At 74.4% G+C, this 19,096-nt stretch carries 11 protein-coding genes; all 11 read right to left on the bottom strand.

The features are described from left to right. Window positions 1-4: 4 nt before the first annotated feature. The 11 genes from C892_RS0127840 to C892_RS0127895 all read right to left on the bottom strand — a co-directional run bounded on the left by C892_RS0127840 (window position 5) and on the right by C892_RS0127895 (window position 18,581). Complete coding sequence (locus tag C892_RS0127840) at window positions 5-943, bottom strand: DUF1702 family protein (protein ID WP_017559896.1); 939 nt, start codon at window positions 941-943, stop codon at window positions 5-7. Next, window positions 940-1,989, bottom strand: a complete 1,050-nt coding sequence (locus C892_RS29805; RefSeq protein ID WP_083934495.1) for a DUF1702 family protein — start codon at window positions 1,987-1,989, stop codon at window positions 940-942. Before C892_RS29805 ends, C892_RS0127840 begins: the two co-directional genes overlap by 4 nt. Next, entirely contained in the window at window positions 1,973-7,771 is a 5,799-nt protein-coding gene (locus C892_RS0127850) for a type I polyketide synthase (protein WP_017559898.1), read from the bottom strand. Before C892_RS0127850 ends, C892_RS29805 begins: the two co-directional genes overlap by 17 nt. Then, the gene (locus C892_RS0127855) at window positions 7,749-8,648 is read right to left on the bottom strand and encodes a thioesterase II family protein (protein WP_017559899.1); all 900 of its coding nucleotides are present in this window, start codon (window positions 8,646-8,648) and stop codon (window positions 7,749-7,751) included. Before C892_RS0127855 ends, C892_RS0127850 begins: the two co-directional genes overlap by 23 nt. Next, window positions 8,645-10,363, bottom strand: a complete 1,719-nt coding sequence (locus C892_RS0127860; protein WP_017559900.1) for an NAD(P)/FAD-dependent oxidoreductase — start codon at window positions 10,361-10,363, stop codon at window positions 8,645-8,647. Before C892_RS0127860 ends, C892_RS0127855 begins: the two co-directional genes overlap by 4 nt. Then, complete coding sequence (locus C892_RS0127865; protein WP_239647566.1) at window positions 10,360-12,090, bottom strand: NAD(P)/FAD-dependent oxidoreductase; 1,731 nt, start codon at window positions 12,088-12,090, stop codon at window positions 10,360-10,362. The genes C892_RS0127860 and C892_RS0127865 overlap by 4 nt, the downstream gene beginning before the upstream one ends. Then, window positions 12,056-13,933 carry an NAD(P)/FAD-dependent oxidoreductase gene (locus C892_RS0127870; RefSeq protein WP_239647567.1) on the bottom strand — a complete coding sequence of 626 codons (1,878 nt, stop codon included), beginning with the start codon at window positions 13,931-13,933 and terminating at the stop codon, window positions 12,056-12,058. The genes C892_RS0127865 and C892_RS0127870 overlap by 35 nt, the downstream gene beginning before the upstream one ends. Window positions 13,934-14,259: 326 nt before the next feature. Next, on the bottom strand, window positions 14,260-14,586 hold the full coding sequence (locus C892_RS0127875; protein ID WP_017542004.1) for a glutaredoxin family protein: 327 nt from the start codon (window positions 14,584-14,586) through the stop codon (window positions 14,260-14,262). Between the two features lie 602 nt (window positions 14,587-15,188). Continuing rightward, window positions 15,189-15,395 (bottom strand): DUF2795 domain-containing protein, encoded by a 207-nt coding sequence (locus C892_RS0127885; protein WP_017559903.1) that lies wholly within the window; start codon window positions 15,393-15,395, stop codon window positions 15,189-15,191. 257 nt (window positions 15,396-15,652) lie between these two features. After that, window positions 15,653-17,140 carry a SulP family inorganic anion transporter gene (locus tag C892_RS0127890; RefSeq protein WP_017559904.1) on the bottom strand — a complete coding sequence of 496 codons (1,488 nt, stop codon included), beginning with the start codon at window positions 17,138-17,140 and terminating at the stop codon, window positions 15,653-15,655. Window positions 17,141-17,399: 259 nt separating this feature from the next. Beyond that, window positions 17,400-18,581: an MFS transporter gene (locus tag C892_RS0127895; RefSeq protein WP_040685643.1), complete on the bottom strand. Its 1,182-nt coding sequence runs from the start codon at window positions 18,579-18,581 to the stop codon at window positions 17,400-17,402. Window positions 18,582-19,096: the final 515 nt, after the last annotated feature.

Below are 19,096 nucleotides of genomic sequence, written 5' to 3' on the forward strand. Positions count from 1 at the left end.
CGGGCTACCTCCTTGCCGGTTCGGCGAATCGGATGCGGAGCCGGCGGCGCCAGACCTCGTAGGCCGGCACCACGTCGTCGCCGGGCACCCCGCGCAGCGCCTCCTCGGCGACCTTCGCGGTCTCAGCGCTGGTGAGCCCGCACACCAGCGAGCACGCCGTCTCGTTGTGCTCGGCCGGATTGCCCACCTGGTGGCGCGCCCAGGCCGCCACGGCCACCCCCTCGGCGAGCCGCGCGCCGAAGGGGCCGGCGCGCTCCCGCAGCGCGGCCACGGTGTCGGCGCCGACGCCGCCGGTGTAGCCGCACGCCAGGCCGATGCCGGCCCACAGGTCGCCGCGGCGGGACTCGGGGAAGGCGTCGACCGCGGCGGTCATGCGCCCGGGGTCGGCACCGGTGGCGAACCAGACGCCGCGCCCGAGCCCCTGGTCGAACACGCGCGCGCCGTAGCCGCTGAGGTGCGGGGGCACCGCCTGTTCCTGGACGTGCCGCCGGTGGGCGAAGAAGCCCTCGTGGAATCCGTAGCCGTCGAGCACGGCCCAGCTCAGGACGTCGTCGGCCAGCCGCCGGCGGCACCCCTCGGGGTCGCGGCGCATGCGGGCCAGGCCCATTCCGGCCCCGAGGTAGACGGCATAGCGGTAGGGCCGGCCGGCCCCCGCGACGAACCGCCGGACACGCCGCCTCCACGGCAGCCAGTGGTCCAGCGCGGCCAGTCCCACCCCGGCGCCCTCGTAGGCGAAGCCGCGCAGCTCGTCGGGGTAGGCGTCCAGGCGGGGCACCAGGGAGCGCCCGCGGGGGTGCAGCAGGGCGAGGCTGCAGCACTCGGTGACGGTGAACACCACGTGGCGCATGCGCCGCGCCGACGCGGCGTCGCCGGCGGCCCCCGGGGGCAGGTCGGCGGGGGTGACGGAGAAGAAGGGCTTGAGCAGGGTGCCGGCAAGGGTCACCGGACGTCCTCCTTCGCGGGCGCTTCGCCCGGTCGTTCGGCCGGCACGTGGTCCGGCCGCTCACTCGGCCGCTCAGCGGGCCGCTCGGCGGGCCGATCGGCGGGTTGTCGGGGCGGGCGTTCGGCCAAGCTGTCGGCCAGCCGCCGCTGGAGGACCTCGTAGCCGGGCACGGGGCCGGCGGGCAGGTCCGTGAAGGCCTGGTCGACCAGGCGCGCCGCCTGGGCGCTGGTCACTCCGCCGCAGAGCACCGAACAGGCCAGGTCGGTGTCGGCGACCGGGTTGCCGGCCAGGTGCCGTCCCTTGGCGACGAAGGCGGTCCCCACGGCGAGCCGCGCCGCGTGCGCCCCGGCGGCGGCGCGCAGGTCCTCGATGGTGCCCCGGTCCACGCCTCCCACGTAGCCGCAGGCCACCCCCAGGCCCAGCCACAGGTCGGCGTGCCGCCGCGCAGGGAACCGTCCGACGAGGCGGGCCATCAGGGGGACCTGGGCCCCGGCCGTGAACCAGATGCTGCGGCCCACCCCCTGGTCGAAGACGCGTCGGGCGTAGGGGGACAGGTGGCGGGGGACATGCTGCCGCGCCACGAAGCGCGCGGGCTTGAAGAACCCTTCGTGGAAGCCGTAGCCGTCCATCACCAGCCATTTCAGGACCGGGTCGTCCAGGCGGGCCAGGAAGCGCTCGGGGCGCCGGCGGAGGCGGGCCAGCGCCTCCCCGGCCCCGATGTGGGCCATGTACACGTGGGGCTCTCCGGGGCCGCGGAGATAGGCGCGGAACCGCGAGGGGCCCGGCAGGAAGCAGTCCAGCCCGGTCAGTCCCATGGCCGCGCCCTCATAGGCGTAGCCGCGCAGCTCCAGGGGGGTCCGGTCCAGGCGCGGCACGAGGTCCTCGAACCGGCTGGAGTCGAGGACGCAGTGGTAGCCGCCCACCGCGGTACGCACCGCGGTCTCCAGGTGGCTCCAGACCGGCCCGTCGCCCCGGCTGAACGAGGTGGCCTCCGCGTCCGAGACGCCCATCACGGCGCGGCGCAGGCGGCTAGCTGACAGATTCATCGCGTTGGGCTCCGCTCGGCTCGGCGCCGTCGGGGGCGCTGTGGGGGTCGGTGTCGGGGGCGCTGTCGAGTTCGTCGAGCTCGTCGAGTTCCTCGAGGATCTGTTCCAGGCTGTCGGGCGGGAGCTGGGCCAGCAGGGCCTCCAGCTCGTCCGCCGCCGGGTCCTGTCCGGCGCCGTCCTGAGCGGCGGTCGGCCGATCGGGGCCGGGCCCCGGTTCCCCGCCCCCGCTCTCGGCGTCGGCGTCGGCGTCGGCGTCGGCGTCGGCGTCGGCGAAGCGGAGCATCGCCAGCGTGCGGTCGGCCAGGCCGGCGATGCACGTGCCCTCCAGGAGGTCGAGCACCGGCACGTCGATGCCCAGTTCGGCGTCGATGCGGTGCTTCATCTCGACCGCCATCATCGAGTCCACCCCCAGCCCGGAGAGCGGTTCCTCGTCCCCGAACCCCGCGGGGTCGAGCCGCAGGACCGCGGGGACCGCGGCCGTGATCTCGCGCAGGCGGGCGGCCAGTACGGCGGGCCGTCCCGCCGCGGGGCTCCGGCGCAGGGCGTCCAGGACCGAGGCACCGGTGTCGGGGGCCGCCTCCGCGTCCTCCTCGGCTCCGACCTGCGCGAACATGGGCGGTAGCCGGTCGTGCGCCGCCCGGCGGGCGGTCGGCCAGTCCACGGAGACCGCCACCAGGTGGGCGGGCGCCTGGTCCAGCACGCGCTCCAGGATGCGCATCCCGTTCTCCGGGGTGATGATCCCGATCCCCTTGCGCTCGTACATCTGCGCCAGCCTGGGGTCCTCCGCCATGCCCACCGACCACGGCCCCCAGCCGATCGTGAGGGCGGGGAGCCCGAGGGAGCGCCGGTGGTGGGCGAGCGCGTCCAGGTAGGCGTTGCCCGCCGCGTAGTTGCCCTGGCCGGGTGAGGCGATGACCGAACCGGTGGAGCCGAACAGCACGAAGAGGTCCAGCGGGGCGTCCCGGAAGAGGCGGTGCAGGTTCCGGCCGCCCGCCGCCTTGGGCCGGAGCACCCGCTGGAAGGCCTCCCGGCTCATCCGGGTGAGCAGCTCGTCCTGCACCACGCCCGCGGTGTGGACGACGCCGCGGATCGGCGGGCGCAGATCGCGCTCCCATCCCCGGTACCAGGCGCGCAGCCGGGAGCCGTCGGCGACGTCGACGGCGGCGCAGTGCACGGTGGCGCCCCGGCGCTCCAGGTCGAGGACGGCGTCGACGAGGTGCCGCCGGGGGTGGTCCGGGCCCATCCCCGCCCATTCCCCGCGGGGCGGCACGGGGGTGCGCCCCATCAGGACCAGGTTCCGCGCGCCGCGGTCGGCGAGCAGGCGGGCGACGAGCAGCCCGAGCGCCCCCAGCCCTCCGGTCACCAGGTAGGCGCCGTCCGGGCGCAGGGTGAGGGGGAAGGGCCGGGTGAGGTTCCCCGCGGGCACCAGGCGGGCGACGTGGCGCCGCCCCTCGCGGAAGGCGACCTGGTCCTCCCCGTGACCGCCGGTGACCTCCTCGACCAGGCGCCGGGCCTGGTCGGCCGGGTCGCCGTCGTCGAGGTCGACCAGGCCGCCCCACCGGCCGGCGAACTCCTGGTGCCCGACCACCCGTCCCAGCCCCCACACGGGCGCCTGCTCCACGGCGACCGGCGCGCCGCCGACGGGCTGCGCCCGCCGGGTGACCAGCCAGACCCGCGCGGCCGGTGCGTGCTCGTCGGAGAGCGCCTGCATCAGGTGCACGACGGAGAGCACCCCGGTGTCCTCGCCGTCCCGGAGGCCGCCGTCCGGAGCGCCGCCGTCCGGGGCGTCCTCGTTCAGGGCGGCCTCGTCCGGGGCGTCCAGACTCCACAGGTGCACCACCGTCGCGGGGGCGTCCCCGTCGGTGAGCGGAGCGAGCCCGCGCACGGGCCGGTGGTAGTGGTCGGGCGCTGCGGGGTCGATGGTGAGCGCGTCCTCGCCGTCCGGGACGGGTTCGGGCACGTCGGCGTGGTGCACGAGCAGGCAGCGGCGCCCGGTGGCGGCCAGCCGCTCCCGGAGCCGGGCCGCCACGCCGGCGCGGTCGGCGAAGACGAGCCAGGGGCCCTCCCCCGCCGGTTCCGCGGCCGCCTCGGCGCCCCCGTCGACGGCGGGGCCGACGCCCTGGCCGGCGGCCTCTTCGACCGGGGCGCCGGCGACCTCCTCGGCCGGTGCCCGCTGCCACTGCAGCTCGTAGAGTCCGGCGTCGATGCGCTCGGGGCTCAGGCCCGACACGCTCTCCAGGGACCGGGCGCGGAACCCGTGGACGTCGAGCAGGACGCGGCCGTCGGCGTCGCACAGGGCGATGTCGCTGACGACGGTGTGCTCGTCGGCGCCGGTGACCTCGGCCACCGCGTACATCTCGGCCGCGGGCGGGGCCAGGACGCTGACGCGGTCGATGCCGACGGGCAGGTAGGGCGCGGCGCCGCCGTCGGCGTCCGCGGGCACCGCCGCGGCCAGCAGCACCTGGAACGCGGCGTCGGTGAGGCAGGGGTGGAACCGGTACCGGTCCAGGTCGGCGCGCAGGCCCTCGGGAACCGCGATCCGGCCGACGGCGATGTCCGGACCGGTGGCGACCTCCTGCACGGCCCGGAAGCTCGGCCCGTACTCCAGGCCCATGGCCGCGGTCCGCCGGTAGACCTCCTCGTGGTCCAGGCGCCGCCGGCAGGCGCCGCGGGCCCGGTCCAGGTCGCGCCGGGTCCGCTCAGGGCGCCGCCGGCTCAGCCGGGCGGAGGCGTGCACCGTCCAGCGCCGGTCCGCCTCCCGGTCGGCGGAGTACCCGGCGATCTCCACGGTCGCGGTGTCCTCGTGGAGGGTGGTACGGACCCGGGGGTCGCAGGCGTCCCCGAGGACGAGCGCCTTGCGCAGGTCGAGGGACTCGACGCTGTAGTCGGCCTCGCCGTAGGCGTCCCGGGCCGCCGCGGCCGCCATCTCCACCATCGCCGCACCGGGCAGCAGCGCCGTCCCCTGCACCCGGTGGTCGGCCAGGTAGGGCAGGGCCCCGGTGCCGATCTCCCGCTCCCAGGTGGGGCGGGCCGCGGCCAGGCGCTGTCCGATGAGCGGGTGGACCTCGTCGTAGTGCCGGTCCTCGGTGGCCTCGGCCGGCTCGTTCCAGTGGCTCTGGAGCTGCCACGGGTAGGTCGGCAGCCGCACGAAGCGCGCGTCCTCGCCGTAGAAGCGGTCCCACGCCACGTCGTGGCCGAGGGTGTAGAGCCGCCCCAGGGACTCCAGCATCACGGCGTCGTCGGGCCGGTCGCGGCGCAGGGAGGGGACGACGGCCCCGTCCCCGCCGTGCTCGGCGATCAGTTCGCGCATCGCCCCGGCCAGCACCGGGTGGGGGCTCAGTTCCACGATGCGGGTGTAGCCGTCGGCGAGGAGCTGCCGGAAGGCGGCGGCGAACAGCACCGTGGCGCGGACGTTCTGCCACCAGTAGTGCGCGTCGGCGCCCCCGCCGTCGATCCGGCACCCCGTGACGGTCGAGTACAGCGGCAGTGCGGCCCTGCGCGGCCGCAGGCCCTCCAGGGCGCGGAGCAGGTCGGGGCGCAGCACGTCCATGGCGGGGCTGTGGTAGGGGACCTTGACCGGGAGGAAGCGGTGGAAGACCCCGAAGGTCTCCAGCTGGGCGGCCATGTCCTCCAGAACCTCGGCGTCGCCGGACAGGGTGGCCGCGCCCGGGCTGTTGACGGCGGCGACCGACACCCGGGGGCCGGCGTCGGCGACCGCCTTGTCGAGGGTCTCGGGCGTCATGCCCACGGCGAGCATGCGCCCGGTGCCGGTGGCGCGCTGCTGGAGGCTGCTGCGGTGGTAGGTCACCTTCACGGCGTCCTCGAAGCCGAGGACGCCGGCCAGGTACTGGGCCGCGACCTCCCCGGTGCTGTGCCCCAGGACCGCCTCGGGGACCACGCCCCAGGAGCGCCAGAGCTCGGCGAGCCCCACCTGCAGCGCGAAGTTGGCCGGCTGGGCCACCTCGGTCTCGGCCATGCGCGAGGACTCCTCGTCCGCGCACAGCTCCGCCATCAGGGAGCGGTCGGTGTAGGTGCGCAGCTCGGCGTCGCAGCGTTCGACGGCGGCGCGGAAGACGGGCTCGGTCTCGATCAGCCGCCGGCCCATCGCCCACCACTGCGGGCCCATCCCGGAGCAGACGAAGGCGGTACGGGGCCGCTCGCCGGAGGGGGCCTGGCCGGTCACCGCCCCTGGCCCGGGTTCGTCCCGGGCCAGGGCGGCCAGGCGTTCGGCCGCCTCGGCCGGGGTGGAGGCCACCACGGCCGCCCGGTGCTCGAAGTGGGCGCGGCGGCGGCTGCGGGTGTAGCCCACGTCCCGCAGGGCGTGGCCGTGCCCGGTGAGCGCGTCGCCGAGCGAGCGCGCCATGTCGGTCAGGGCGCCGGGGCTGCGCGCCGACAGCGGGACGAGGTACCTGCGGCCGTCGCCGTCCGCGCCCTGTGCCGGGGCCGGTTCCTCGGCCGGTGCCTCCTGGAGCACGACGTGGGCGTTGGTGCCGCCGAACCCGAAGGAGTTGACGCCCGCGCAGCGGGGGCCGGCCTTCGCCGGCCACTCCCCCGGCCGTGTCTGGACCCGCAGCCCCAGCTCCTCGAAGGGGATGTCGGGGTTGGGCTCGTTGAAGTGCAGCTGGCCGGGGATGCGGCGGTGCTTGAGGGACAGTGCGGCCTTGATGAGTCCGGCGCCCCCGGCCGCGGCCTCCAGGTGCCCGATGTTGGTCTTGACCGATCCGATCAGCAGGGGCGCCGCCCCGGGCGGGCGGTCCGCGGCCAGCGCCCTGCCGATCGCGTGGGCCTCGACCGGGTCCCCCACGGGGGTGCCCGTGCCGTGGGCCTCCACGTAGTCGATCTCGCGGGGGGCGATCCCGGCCCGGCGGCAGGCGGTGCGCATGGCGGCCTGCTGGGCGTCCCCGTTGGGGACGGTGATCCCGCCGGTGTGTCCGTCCTGGGAGAGGGCCGTCCCCCGGATGACGGCGTAGACCGGGTCACGGTCCTCCAGGGCGCGGTCCAGGGGCTTGAGCAGCACCATCGCCGCCCCCTCCCCCCGGGCGTACCCGGCGGCCGCGGCGTCGAAGCTGCGGCAGCGCCCCTCGGGCGAGAGGAAGCCGCCCTTGGACTCGGCGATCGTCATGGTGGGGGCGGCCATCACGTTGACCCCGCCGGCCAGGGCCGCCGAGCACTCGCCCCTGCGCAGGCTCTGCACCGCGAGGTGCACCGCGACCAGGGACCCCGAGCAGGCGGTGTCCACGGCCAGGCTGGGGCCCCGCAGGTCGAAGGCGTAGGAGAGCCGGTTGGCCAGCATCGTCATCATCATTCCGGTGGCCGAGTGGGCCTCCAGCTGGTACCGGCTGTAGATCCCGTAGTTCTGCAGCAGCTGGTAGTCGAGGGTGAAGCCGCCGGTGAAGACGCCGGTGTCGCCGCCGGCCAGGTCCGTCCCGGAGCGGCCGCCGTCCTCCAGGGCCTCCCAGGCCGCCTGCAGCAGCAGGCGCTGCTGCGGGTCCATCCAGACCGCCTCACGCGGGGAGACGCCGAAGAACTGGGCGTCGAACCGGTCGACGCGCTCCAGGAACCCGCCGTGGACGGGGCCCGACTTGCCCAGCCGGGCGCCGTCGGGGTGGGAGAACTTGCGGACGTCCCACCGGTCCGCCGGCAGGTCCCGGGTCGCGTCGACCCCGGCGCACAGCATCTCCCAGAACGCCTCGGGGCCGGTGGCGCCGCCGGGCAGGTTGCAGCCGATTCCGGTGATGGCGATGGGCGCCTCCGGCCCCTCACTCGCCGGTCGGTCGGTCATGAGAACGCTCCTTCTCCCTGGTCACGGTGGTCTCCAGCTCCGCGGAGACCTCCGCGAGAACCGCGTCGCGGGCGCTGTGCACGAAGAAGTGGGATCCCGGCAGCATGATCAGCCGGAACCGGGCGGCCGTGTGGCGGCGCCACTGGTCGAGGTCGCCGCCGCTCACCCGGACGTCCTGCAGGCCGCCGAAGGTCGACAGCGGCGCGGACAGCGGGGGCCCGGGGACGTGGTCGTAGGTGTCGCAGAGTTCGAGGTCGGCGCGCAGTGTCGGGAGCAGGCTCCGCATCACCGCGTCGTCCTCCACGACCTGCCGCGGCGTGCCCTCCTTGAGGAGCACGGTCTTGATCACCTCGTCGGGCAGGTGGTGGATCCGGATGTTGGGGTTGGGCAGGTGCGGGGCGCGGAAGGCGGCCAGGAAGAGGTGCTCGGGCCGGGGGTCCCCCGCCTGCCGCAGCCGGCGGGCGAGCTCGAAGGCGATCAGCGCCCCCATGCTGTGCCCGAAGAACGCGAAGGGCACGTCCAGCAGGGGGCCGATGGCCCGGTGCAGCGCCTCGACCAGGGCGGGCAGGCTCCGGTGGGCGGGTTCGGACAGGCGCGCCTCCCGCCCCGGCAGCAGGACCGGGCACACCTCGACGCCGGCGGGAAGGTCCGCGCCCCAGGAGCGGAACACCGACCCGCCCCCGCCGGCGTAGGGGAGGCAGAACAGGCGCAGCGCCGGCGCCGCGCCCGCGGAGGGCCGCGCGAACCAGGCGCCGGGGTCCGGGGCGGCCGGCGTGCGGCCCCGGAGCCGGCGGAGCAGCTCGGCGCGCTCCCCGTGGGGCAGGCGGGCGAGCCTCTCCCGGAGCGCGGGGGCGGGGGGTGTCGGCCCGGGCGTCATCGGCGGCCCCCGGAGGCCAGGACGTCGCCGCCCAGGGTGATCCAGGCGTCATCGACGGGGTCGGCGGAGCGCTCCTGCTCGTGGACGGCGACGAGGTCCATGAGGACGTCGTTGCCGCGCCACCGCCGGAGCAGGCGGCGCTTGTCGGCGTTGCCGGGGTCGGCGTCGAACTCGGCCATCACCGTGGCCACCAGCTGTCCGGACAGGTGCTCGATGAACCGGAGGTTGGCGGCGAACCGCTCCTCCAGGCCGCCGTCGCCGAGGTCGGCGGTCATGCCCACGTGCAGCCGCGGCATGAACGCGAAGTCGTAGAAGCGGACGAAGGAGGCGGGACCGGCGGAGTCGTCGACGGCGCCCCACTCGCGGAGGAAGCGCTGCACCTCCCGGCTCCAGACGCTGAACCGCCCGAGCCCGGCGACCACGCCGGGCAGGTCGCCCAGGTCGCGGATCCGGTTCTGGAAGTACAGCAGGCCGACGACCGCCCAGTACACGGCCGTGTCCCAGATGATCTTGACGAGCATCGGGCGGGGCGCGCCCATGAGCGGGTACTGGTCCTCGTAGACGGCCAGCCAGCCCTCGGTGATCAGCAGGAACATCCGGTCGTGGATCGCGGCGCGCTCCTCGACGTCCTCCCCGTCCAGGGCGCGGCCCACCAGGTCGGTGATGAGCCCGTTGCCGATGGCGATCAGGTCCAGGCCCGGCGAGTACAGCGGGTCCAGGAAGACGCCGGCCTCCCCGGCCAGGCACCAGCCGTCCGCGGAGAAGACCTGCTCGCACCCGTAGGCGTAGTCCTTCATCACCCGGAAGTCGCGGACCTCCTCCCGGTGCTCGGTGACGGCGGCGGCGCACTGCGGCTCGTGCACGGCCAGCCACTCCAGTGCGCGGTCGAACCGGTTGGTCTCCTCGAAGGGGTGCAGGTCGGGGTCGGTGACGATGCCGATGCTGATCGCGTCGGAGGAGAGCCGGATCAGCCACACCCAGTACCCGGGGCCCATCAGGTGGTTGGTGGACAGCTCCCGCCGCCCCTCCCGGATCCGGGCCTGCCACTGCGGGTCGTCGGACCAGTCGGCGATGTCGATGGGGTGCCCGACGCGGAACCACGCGGCGTTGGCGCGGTGCCCGACCCGCCGCCCCAGCCCGAGCCGGCGTTTGAGCAGCGAGGACCGGCCGGTCGCGTCCACCACCCACCGCGCCTCGATGCGGCGCTCGCCCCCGTCGGGCGTGCGCACGAGGAGCCGGTGGTCCTCCCCGGCGCCCAGGTCCAGCGATTCGACCCTGCTCCCCGGCAGGAAGCGCACCCCGCGGTCGCGGAGCTCGCGCCCCAGCGCGTTCTCCAGGCGCCCCCGGTCGAGCTGGTAGGTGCCCACCGCCGCGGGGGGAGCCTCCGAGTGGCCCAGTTCCACACGCCGGGCGATGTCGCCGTTGTCGCCCTCGGAGAAGAAGACGCGCAGGCCGAACTTGTCGAGCTGCTCGCTGCGCAGGTGCTCGCCCAGGCCCAGGACCTCGCGCAGGTAGTGGCCGGCGACCTCGACGGTCGACTCCCCGACCTTGTGGACGGTCTCCGGGACCGGGTGCCGCTGGCGTTCCACCACCACGATGCGGGTGTCCGGGCGGCTCCGGCGCAGCTCCAGGGCGAGCGTGAGTCCTGCGGCGCCTCCGCCGACGACGGCGACGTCGTAGGCCTCGGGCGCGGACGGTCCGCGGGGTTCGGTCATGTTCTCGCCTCCGCCGGTCGCGTGGTCGGACGTCCGAGGGTGATCCAGGCGTCGTCCACGGGTTCGATGGGGTCGCGCTCCCGGTACCGGGCGACCAGCTCGGTGAGCAGCGGGTCGTCCCGCCACTGCGCGATCTGCTCGGCGGCCGCCTCCGGCGCCGCCGTGCGCAGCCGGTCCGTCACGGTGGCCACCAGCTGTCCGGCGAGCTGCTCCAGGAGGGCGACGTTGGCGGTGAACCGCTCCTCCAGCTCGTCGTCGGGCAGCCCGGCGGCCATCCCGTTGTGCAGGTCGACGATGAGGTCCAGCAGCGAATAGGGGTCGGCGAACCCGCCGGAGGAGGCGGCGTCGTCCACGCCGTGCCATTCGCGGAAGAACTGCTGCACGCGGGCGTGCACGGTCCAGGCGCGGTGCAGCCCCGCGAAGGTCTGCGGGCGCTCGTCGAGCCGCCGGAAGGCGTCGTGGAAGTACAGCAGCCCGGGGACCGCCCAGTAGATGAACGTGTCCCAGATGACCTTGGCGACCATGACCCGGGCGTTGCCCATGACCGGGTACTGGCGGTGGTAGGCCAGCAGCCAGATCTCGCCGAGGACGAGGTAGACCTGGTTGTGGGCCACCGCCTTCTCGGAGACGTCCTCACCCCGCAGGTCGCGTTCGACCAGGTCGGTGATCAGGCCGTTGCTGATGGCCATGAGGTCGCCGCCGGAGGAGTAGAGGGGGTCGATGGAGATGCCCGCCTCCCCGGTCAGGCACCAGCGGTCCGCCGAGTACACCTGCTTGCATCCGTAGGCGTAGTCCTTCATGACCCGGAAGTCCTGGATCCTGCCGGCGTTGCGCCGCACGTCGGCGGCGCACTGGGGTTCGTGCTCGTCGAGCCAGGCCAGGGCGCGTTCACGCGTGTTGAACCCGTCGAAGGGGTGCACGCGGGCGTCGGCGACGATGCCCACGCTCGTGGAGCCCGAGGCCAGCGGGATCAGCCACACCCAGTAGCCGGGGCCCATCAGGTGGTTGGTGGACAGCCGGCGGCGGCCGCCGCCGACCCGGGAGCGCCACGCGTCGTCGTCGGACCAGTCCTCGACGTCGATGGGGTGGTCGATCCGGAACCAGGAGGCGTTGGCCCGGTGGTCCAGGGGCTTGGCGAGGCCGAGCCGGCGCTTGAGCAGTGAGGACCGGCCGGTCGCGTCGACCAGCCACCGCGTGCGCAGGCGCCGCTCACCGCCGTCGTCGTCGCCGACGCTGACGGTGTGGTCGTCCTCCCCCGGCCCGATCTCGACGCCGGTGACCCGGCACCCGGTGCGGAACTCCACCCCCCGGTCGGCGACGAACTCCCCGAGCCGGTTCTCCAGGCGCCCGCGGTCGAGCTGGTAGGAGGCCAGGGGCGCCTCGTCGATCTGGCCGTACTCGGTGCGCCGCGCGATGTCGCAGTTGTCGGCCTGGGGGAAGAACATGCGCAGCCCGAACTTGTGCAGCTGCTCGTGTTCGAGGTGCTCGCGCAGGCCGAGCACGTCGCGCAGGTAGTGGCCCTGCACCTCGACACTGGACTCGCCGACCTTGTGGGCGGCCTCGGGGACCGGGTGGCGCTGCCGTTCGATGACGGTGATCCGCAGCCCGGGGGCGGTCCGGCTCAGCTGCAGGGCGAGGGTCAGGCCGGCGATGCCCCCGCCCAGGATCGCCACGTCGTAGCGGTCGGCCCGGTCAGGTGAGGGTGACTTCGTCGGTGTTTCGCTCACCGTGGTGCCTTTCGTCGTCGTCGCGGTGGTGGTCGGGGGCCGGGTCGGGGCCGGCCGCGGGCGGCCCCGTACGGGGCGGCCGCACGGTGATCCAGCCGTCACCGGTGGGGTCGCGGTGGCGCTCGCGCCGGTAGACGGCCAGTAGGTCGGCGATCAGGGGGTCCTGCTGCCAGCGCTGGATCATCGCCACGGCCCGGTCGTCGCCGGGGCGCGCGGCGTAGGCGTCGATCACCGCGCTGACCAGCTGCCCGGCCAACTGGGCCAGGCGGTGGGCGTTGGCCTCGAAGCGCTCCTCGAACCGCTCCGGGGTGAGCGTGTCGGCCATGCCGGAGTGCAGCTCCACCATGAAGTTCAGCGGCGAGTAGAGGTCGACGAACCGGGGTTCGAGCCCGGCGTCGTCGAGCGAGGCCCATTCGCGGAAGAACGCCTGGACCCGGTTGCTGATCCCGGTGAGGCGGCCGGAGAGGGTCTCGGCGACCACGCGGCTGTCGGTCAGGCGGCGGAACCCGTCCTGGAAGAACAGCAGGCCGAACACCGCCCAGTAGAAGGCGGTGTCCCAGATGACCTTCGAGGCCATGACCCGGGGGTGGCCCATCAGGGTGTACTGGTCCTCGTAGAGGGCGAGCCAGATCTCGGCGATGCGCCGGAACAGGGAGTCGTGGACCGCGGCGGCGGCCCGCACGTCCTCGCCGTCCAGCGCCCTGGTGACCAGGTCGGTGATGAGCCCGTTGCCGATGGCGATCAGGTCCAGGCCCGGCGAGTACAGCGGGTCGAGGAAGATCCCGGCCTCGCCCGTCAGGCACCAGCGGGCCTGCCCGTCGAAGACCTGCTCGGCGCTGTAGGAGTAGTCCCGCATGACCCGGAAGTCCCGGATCTCGTCGCGGTGCTCCTCCAGGGCGGCCGCGCACTGCGGCTCGTGCCGGCGCAGCCAGGCGCGCGCGCCGTCCAGCGTGTTGAACTCCTCGAAGGGGTGCGTCCGCGCGTCGGCGACGATGCCGACGCTGGTGGCCCCGGAGGACAGGGCGATCAGCCACACCCAGTAGCCGGGGCCCATCAGGTGGTTGGTGGACAGGGCCCGGTCGCCCTCGGCGATGCGGGCGTGCCAGACCGGGTCGCTCGTCCAGGTGCCCACATCGATGGCGGCCCCGACGCGCAGCCACGCCGCATTGGCCGTGTGCCCCACGTCCTTGCCCAGGCCGAGCCGGCGCTGCAGCAGCCGGTTGCGCCCGGTGGCGTCGACCACCCACGCGGCGTGGAGGCTGCGCTCGCCCTGGTCGTCGCGCAGGCGGACGTGGTGGGCCTCCCCCTCCTCGGCGAGGTCGACCCGGAGCACCCTGCCGCCCGGGAGGAAATCGATGCCGGCGGCGCGGCAGCGGCGGCCCAGCTCGTTCTCCAACCGCCCGCGGTCGAGCTGGTAGGTGCTCAGCGGCGGGAAGGCGGAGCTGCCCAGTTCCACGCGCCGGGCGATGTCGGTGTTGTCGCCGCTGCTGAAGAACATGCGCAGCCCGAACTTGCGGATCTGCTGTTCCTGGAGGTGGTCGTGCAGGCCCAGGACGTCGCGCAGGTAGTGGGCGGCGACCTCCACGGTGGACTCGCCGACCTTGTGCGCGGTCTCGGGGACCGGGTGGCGCTGCCGCTCGGCCACGGCGATGCGGGTGCCGGGGCGCGTCCGGTGCAGCTGCAGCGCGAGGGTGAGCCCGGCGGCGCCCCCGCCGAGGATCACGACGTCGTAGTGGCCGGGCCCGTCGGCGGGGCGCCCGATGCGCCGGCGGAGCGACTTCACGAGCATCGCCCGCTGCTCGGGGGACAGGTCGCCGACCCGCGATTGTGCCTCTGAAGTCATATTTCCCCTTTCGCATGAAATCGTGGGAAATACGGCTTGCACGCGGCTTACGCTTCCTGGAAGGAGGAGGCGGCGCACAACGCGGGGACGGGCGCCGGGCGGATGCGCAGGCGGGACCGGAACGCACTGAGCGGGCACAACGGCGCCGGACAAGGCCCGGCACGGCCGTCGGGCGACGACCGTCCCCCTCGTCCGCCCCGGACCGGATCCGGACACCGCGCACCGGCGGATGCGGCGCCCGGAGACGGCGCTCGGGGCTCGGGGCGCGGCGCACGCCTCCCGTCAGGCTCGCGCCCCCGACCCGGGGCCGGGCGGGTCCGCCCCTGTCAGGCGCCCAGCACGCGGGAGAACAGCCCGCGCAGCCCGCCCCGACGCCCGGTCTCCAGGTGCGGGGCGTGCTCACGCACCGCACGCACCACCGCGCCCACCGAGGGGTTGACCATCTCCTCAGGCCCGACGACCACGGTCGGCACGGTCTCGTCCCCGCCGGTGATGGTCCGCACGCGGGCCGCGGCCTGCGCGTCCGACCAGATGTCCACCTCGTTCAGGCGCACACCCACCGTGCGCAGTCCTCCGCGCAGCGCCATGCAGAAGGGGCACCCGGGCCTCCAGTACAGGACCGCCCCGCCACCGCCGGCCTCGTGCTCGGACATCCTCGGCCTCCCGCCTCTCCCGTCGTCCGCCTTCCTACCCGGCCGTCCTGTCGCCAGGCCCACCGGCGGCCGCGGGTTCTGTCCGGGCGCCGACACATCGCCCCGGCGGCAGCGGGTCCGCATCCCAGACTGAGGCCCCGGCGAACGGTGAGCGGGCCGGGCCCGGCGAGGGAAGGCCGACGGCCGACTGCCCGCCAAGACCCGGGTGGTCGGCCTCGGGGCCGGCCGGGACGCGGTGGCGGTGCCGGTGGAGATCGAGGACCTTGACGGCCCGTCCGCGTTCCGCCTGGAGGCCGACGGCGGCCCGGTGGGCCCCCAGAACCCCGTGATCGACGCCGCCACCACGGTGCAGGCCGAACTCGCCCGCGCACTCCAGAGGGCGGGGCCGGGTGTCCTGCCCACAGCGCCGGCCGTTCTCACGGTGACCGCAGTGGGGTCATCGGCCTGCTGCGATAGCGCAGCAGCGCGAGGCGCAGAGCGGGTCGGGGGTGACGGCGACGCCCCTCTCGGCTCACCTCAGCACGAGGCGGGGGGAGGACGGCCCGTCGGCCCCGGAGACGACGCTGGGCGCACACCGGGCCGCCGCTTCGCCCGTTGAGGGGTCAGGTTCCGCGGGGAACGTCGGGCAGGTGCTCCCAGAGGTCGCGCAGCGTGGAATAGGTCCCCTCGGGCAGCCGGGCGAGGAGCTCGATGACCTCCGGTCGTGCTCCCTGGAGTTCGGCGGCCGTCGCGAGCCCTCCGCCCTTCTGCGGGCCGGAGGCGAAGGCCCCTTCCAAATGGTCGGCGATCTCGGCTCTGGTCACCGTCATATGCGTGCTTCCCTTCTCATGGGTGAAGGGCGCTCGCGCGCGAGCCTGTCCCAGGCGGCGAGCGGGGCCCGGAGCGGTCGGCCCCGTGCAGGGGCGGGTGGTCCGGTGCTGTGGCCCGGGTGGGTGCTCAAGAGGCCGACCCGGGCCACTGCACCGGGAGGAGGCCGGAGAGTACGCAGCCGGAAACGGCTCCGGCCCCCGCCACGCGAACTCTACCTTTACGTAAGAGAAGAGTTGAACGCGGGGCCTCCCCCGCCTCAGTGGCTGCCCGCCAGCTCCCCGGTCAGCCGGTCGTGCAGTGCGGCGCTGTGCTTGTTCAGCCCCACGATCTCCAGGGTCTTGCCCTTGTCCGCGTACTTGGTGGCGATCGCGTCCAGAGCGGCCACCGTGGAGGCGTCCCAGATGTGGGCGTGCGTCAGGTCGACCACCACGTGCTCGGGGTCGCCGGCGTAGTCGAACTGGTACACCAGGTCGTTGCTGGAGGCGAAGAACAGCTCGCCCTTGACCACGTAGACGACCTGCCCGCCGTCGGGGTCGGCGACCGAGGAGACGTCGACCAGGTGGGCGACCCGGCGGGCGAAGGCGATGAAGGCCACGACCGAGCCGGTGACCACGCCGATCGCCAGGTTGTGCGTGGCCACGACCGCCACGACGGTGACCGCCATGACGACGGTCTCGGCCACGGGCATGCGCTTGAGGGTGGAGGGGGCCACCGAGTGCCAGTCGAAGGTGGACACCGACACGATGATCATCACCGCGACCAGGGCGGCCATGGGGATCTGGGAGACCCACGGGCCGAAGGCGATGCACAGCACCATCAGGAACACCCCGGCCAGGAAGGTCGAGAGCCGGGTGCGGGCACCGGAGGTCTTGACGTTGATCATGGTCTGGCCGATCATCGCGCAGCCGCCCATGCCCCCGAAGAACCCGGTGACGATGTTGGCGATGCCCTGTCCGACGGACTCGCGGGTCTTGTTGGAGTGGGTGTCGGTGATGTCGTCGACCAGCTTGGCCGTCATCAGCGACTCCATGAGCCCCACCAGCGCGAAGGCGAAGGCGTAGGGCGCGATGAGGGTCAGCGTCTCCATCGTGAACGGCACGTCGGGGATGCCGGGCACCGGCAGCGAGGAGGGCAGCGCGCCCTTGTCGCCGACGGTGGGCACCGCCAGGCCCGCGCCGATGGTCAGCGCCGTGAGCGCGATGATGGACACCAGCGGGGCGGGGACGACCTTGGTCAGGCGGGGGAACAGGACCATGATCACCAGGGCGGCCGCCACGAGCGGGTAGACCGCCCAGGGGACGTCCTGCAGCTCGGGCACCTGGGCCAGGAAGATGAGGATGGCCAGGGAGTTGACGAAGCCCACCATCACCGAGCGCGGGACGAACCGCATCAGCCGGGCCACGCCCAGGGCGCCCATCGCGACCTGGAACACGCCGCCGAGCACGACCGCGGCGATGAGGTAACCGAGCCCGTGGTTGATCGAGAGCGGGGCCACGACCAGGGCCATGGCCCCGGTGGCAGCGGAGATCATCGCCTTGCGCCCCCCGACGATGGAGATCACCACGGCCATCACGAAGGAGGCGTACAGGCCGACGCCGGGGTCGACCCCGGCGATGATCGAGAAGGAGATCGCCTCGGGGATCAGGGCCAGGGCGACCACGAGGCCGGCGAGCACCTCGACCCTCAGCGTGCGCAGAGGCGGCAGGGTGGGACGTCGGCGCGTGAGCGTCGTCAAGAAGGTCATGGAACCAATCAGGGCAGGGCGGCGCACGGCGGGCCGCTCGGGCGGATGTTCGTCGTCGGTCCCCGGAGGGGCGCCCGCGGTCGGCGGGCCCAGGTCACGGGGCCGTCCCGTTCGCGGCCGAACGCCGCGCACCGGCGGCACTGCCGGACATACGAGACAGAAGGTCACTCGCGCCGCAGAGATTCCCTAAGGGCGCGTCACCACCACAACCCTACCCTCACGTTACGGAAGATTTCCGCCGGAGCGCCTGAGAGCACCCTCACACCCGTGGTCCGGCGGGTCGGGAGGGCGTGCGCGCGAAGGGGGCCGCGAGCGCGACGAGGGCGGGCAGTACGGCCAGCATCAGCACCACCGGGGCATAGGAGCCGAAGGCGTCGCGCCCCGCCGACAGCAGCAGGGGCCCCACCGCCGTCGAGCCGACCGCGATCGACTGGGTGAGGCCGCGCAGCGTGCCCAGGCTCGCCGTGCCGTAGTAGAACGGGAAGGCCGCCGCCTCCACCGCGCGCGCCCCGGCGGCCGCGGCCCCCAGCGAGGCCCCGTAGGCCATCGCCGTCCATCCGGGCCCCACCAGCGGCAGCAGCGCCAGCGTCGCGGCCGTCACGGTCATCGACCCGCAGATCAGCAGCTTGGGCGGGAAGCGGTCGGTGGCCGAGGCGAAGGCCAGGGAGGCCAGCAGCCCGGCCAGGGTCTGCGGCAGGAAGTTCGCGGCCGCCTCGACCGGGGTGAGCCCCTGCTCCCCCAGGACGGCCACCTGGTGGAAGAAGACCGCGGTGGTGACCAGCCCGCTGATCGCCACGGCGCTGCTGACCACCCAGAACATCGAGGTGCGCACGATCGCGCGCAGCGGCCAGGCCTCGGCGGCGCCGCCGTCCTCCCCCGACCCGCCGTCCCCGGCGCCGCGGGCGCCCCCCAGTCCGCGCAGGCCCCACAGCGCGATCGGCAGCACCACCACGGCGATCAGCGCGGCCTCGGCCACGAAGGCCTCACGCCACCCCACGGCGGCGATCAGCCGCTCGGTGGCCAGGGGGAACAGCGAGATCCCGGCGGTTCCCACGGCGGTGGTCACCCCCACGGCCGTGCCGCGGTTGCGGGTGACGCCGATGGCCACGGCCGTGGTGGCGATCATGGTCATCCCGCCCTGCCCCATGGCACGGGCGCCGACGAAGCCGACGGTGAGGCCCACCAGCCCCTGGGCGGCCGCCAGCAGGACGAGGAAGACGGCGAAGGCCGCGGCGACCGCCGACAGCACGACGCGGACCCCGAAGCGGTCCACGGCGCGGCCGATCCAGGGCAGGGCCACCGCCCCGGCGAGCGTGCCGATCATGTAGGCCGTGGACACCGCCGACCGGGAGACGTCCAGGTCGGCGATGATCGGGTCGACGAAGACGGACATCCCGGCGGTCTGGCCGGGACCGCTCAGGGCGAGCACGACCCCCGTCATCGCGACCAGCGCCGCGGTGCGGGGAGCGCGTGAGCGTTCAGGGGTGGTCGGGACGTCGGTCCGAGCGCTGTCGGGGGTGGTCAGGCGTCCTCCTCATGAGACCTCGCGCCCCCGCCGGGACGCGATCGCGAATGATCGGATCATCGGAAGTCGGTGGACACACGGAGCCGCCGGTGGACGCGGCGGCCCTTCAGGTGCAACGGCCGCTCGGCCGTGCGCCTTTCCTACTGTGTCAAAGCTCTCTCGGACGGTGAGCGGAGCCCCGGGCATCGCGGCTTCACCGAGCGGATCCGGAGCCCACGCCCCTGGTGGACCGCCTTTTCGACCGCCGGACGGCGGCCGAGGGCGGCGGATCCGCCTGGCGGAGACGTGGTCAGGGGCGAACGCGCCGAACGTGTTCCTGCCGACCGGTTCAGGCGTGCAGGCGGGGGCGCGCTCCACGCGGCCGCACTACTCCCCCGGGTCGATGCCTCCGGCGAGGAGGGGTTCCATCACCAGCCCCGGGTGCTCGCGCT

The sequence above is a fragment of the Nocardiopsis baichengensis YIM 90130 genome (assembly GCF_000341205.1).
Classification (GTDB): domain Bacteria; phylum Actinomycetota; class Actinomycetes; order Streptosporangiales; family Streptosporangiaceae; genus Nocardiopsis_A; species Nocardiopsis_A halophila.

What these genes read in the sequence shown, in the direction of transcription:
- C892_RS29805 (WP_083934495.1), bottom strand. Translation starts at nt 1,989, where the DNA reads ATGAATCTGTCAGCTAGCCGCCTGCGCCGCGCCGTGATGGGCGTCTCG.
- C892_RS0127850 (WP_017559898.1), bottom strand. Translation starts at nt 7,771, where the DNA reads ATGACCGACCGACCGGCGAGTGAGGGGCCGGAGGCGCCCATCGCCATC.
- C892_RS0127855 (WP_017559899.1), bottom strand. Translation starts at nt 8,648, where the DNA reads ATGACGCCCGGGCCGACACCCCCCGCCCCCGCGCTCCGGGAGAGGCTC.
- C892_RS0127860 (WP_017559900.1), bottom strand. Translation starts at nt 10,363, where the DNA reads ATGACCGAACCCCGCGGACCGTCCGCGCCCGAGGCCTACGACGTCGCC.
- C892_RS0127870 (WP_239647567.1), bottom strand. Translation starts at nt 13,933, where the DNA reads ATGACTTCAGAGGCACAATCGCGGGTCGGCGACCTGTCCCCCGAGCAG.
- C892_RS0127875 (WP_017542004.1), bottom strand. Translation starts at nt 14,586, where the DNA reads ATGTCCGAGCACGAGGCCGGCGGTGGCGGGGCGGTCCTGTACTGGAGG.
- C892_RS0127885 (WP_017559903.1), bottom strand. Translation starts at nt 15,395, where the DNA reads ATGACGGTGACCAGAGCCGAGATCGCCGACCATTTGGAAGGGGCCTTC.
- C892_RS0127890 (WP_017559904.1), bottom strand. Translation starts at nt 17,140, where the DNA reads ATGACCTTCTTGACGACGCTCACGCGCCGACGTCCCACCCTGCCGCCT.
- C892_RS0127895 (WP_040685643.1), bottom strand. Translation starts at nt 18,581, where the DNA reads ATGACGGGGGTCGTGCTCGCCCTGAGCGGTCCCGGCCAGACCGCCGGG.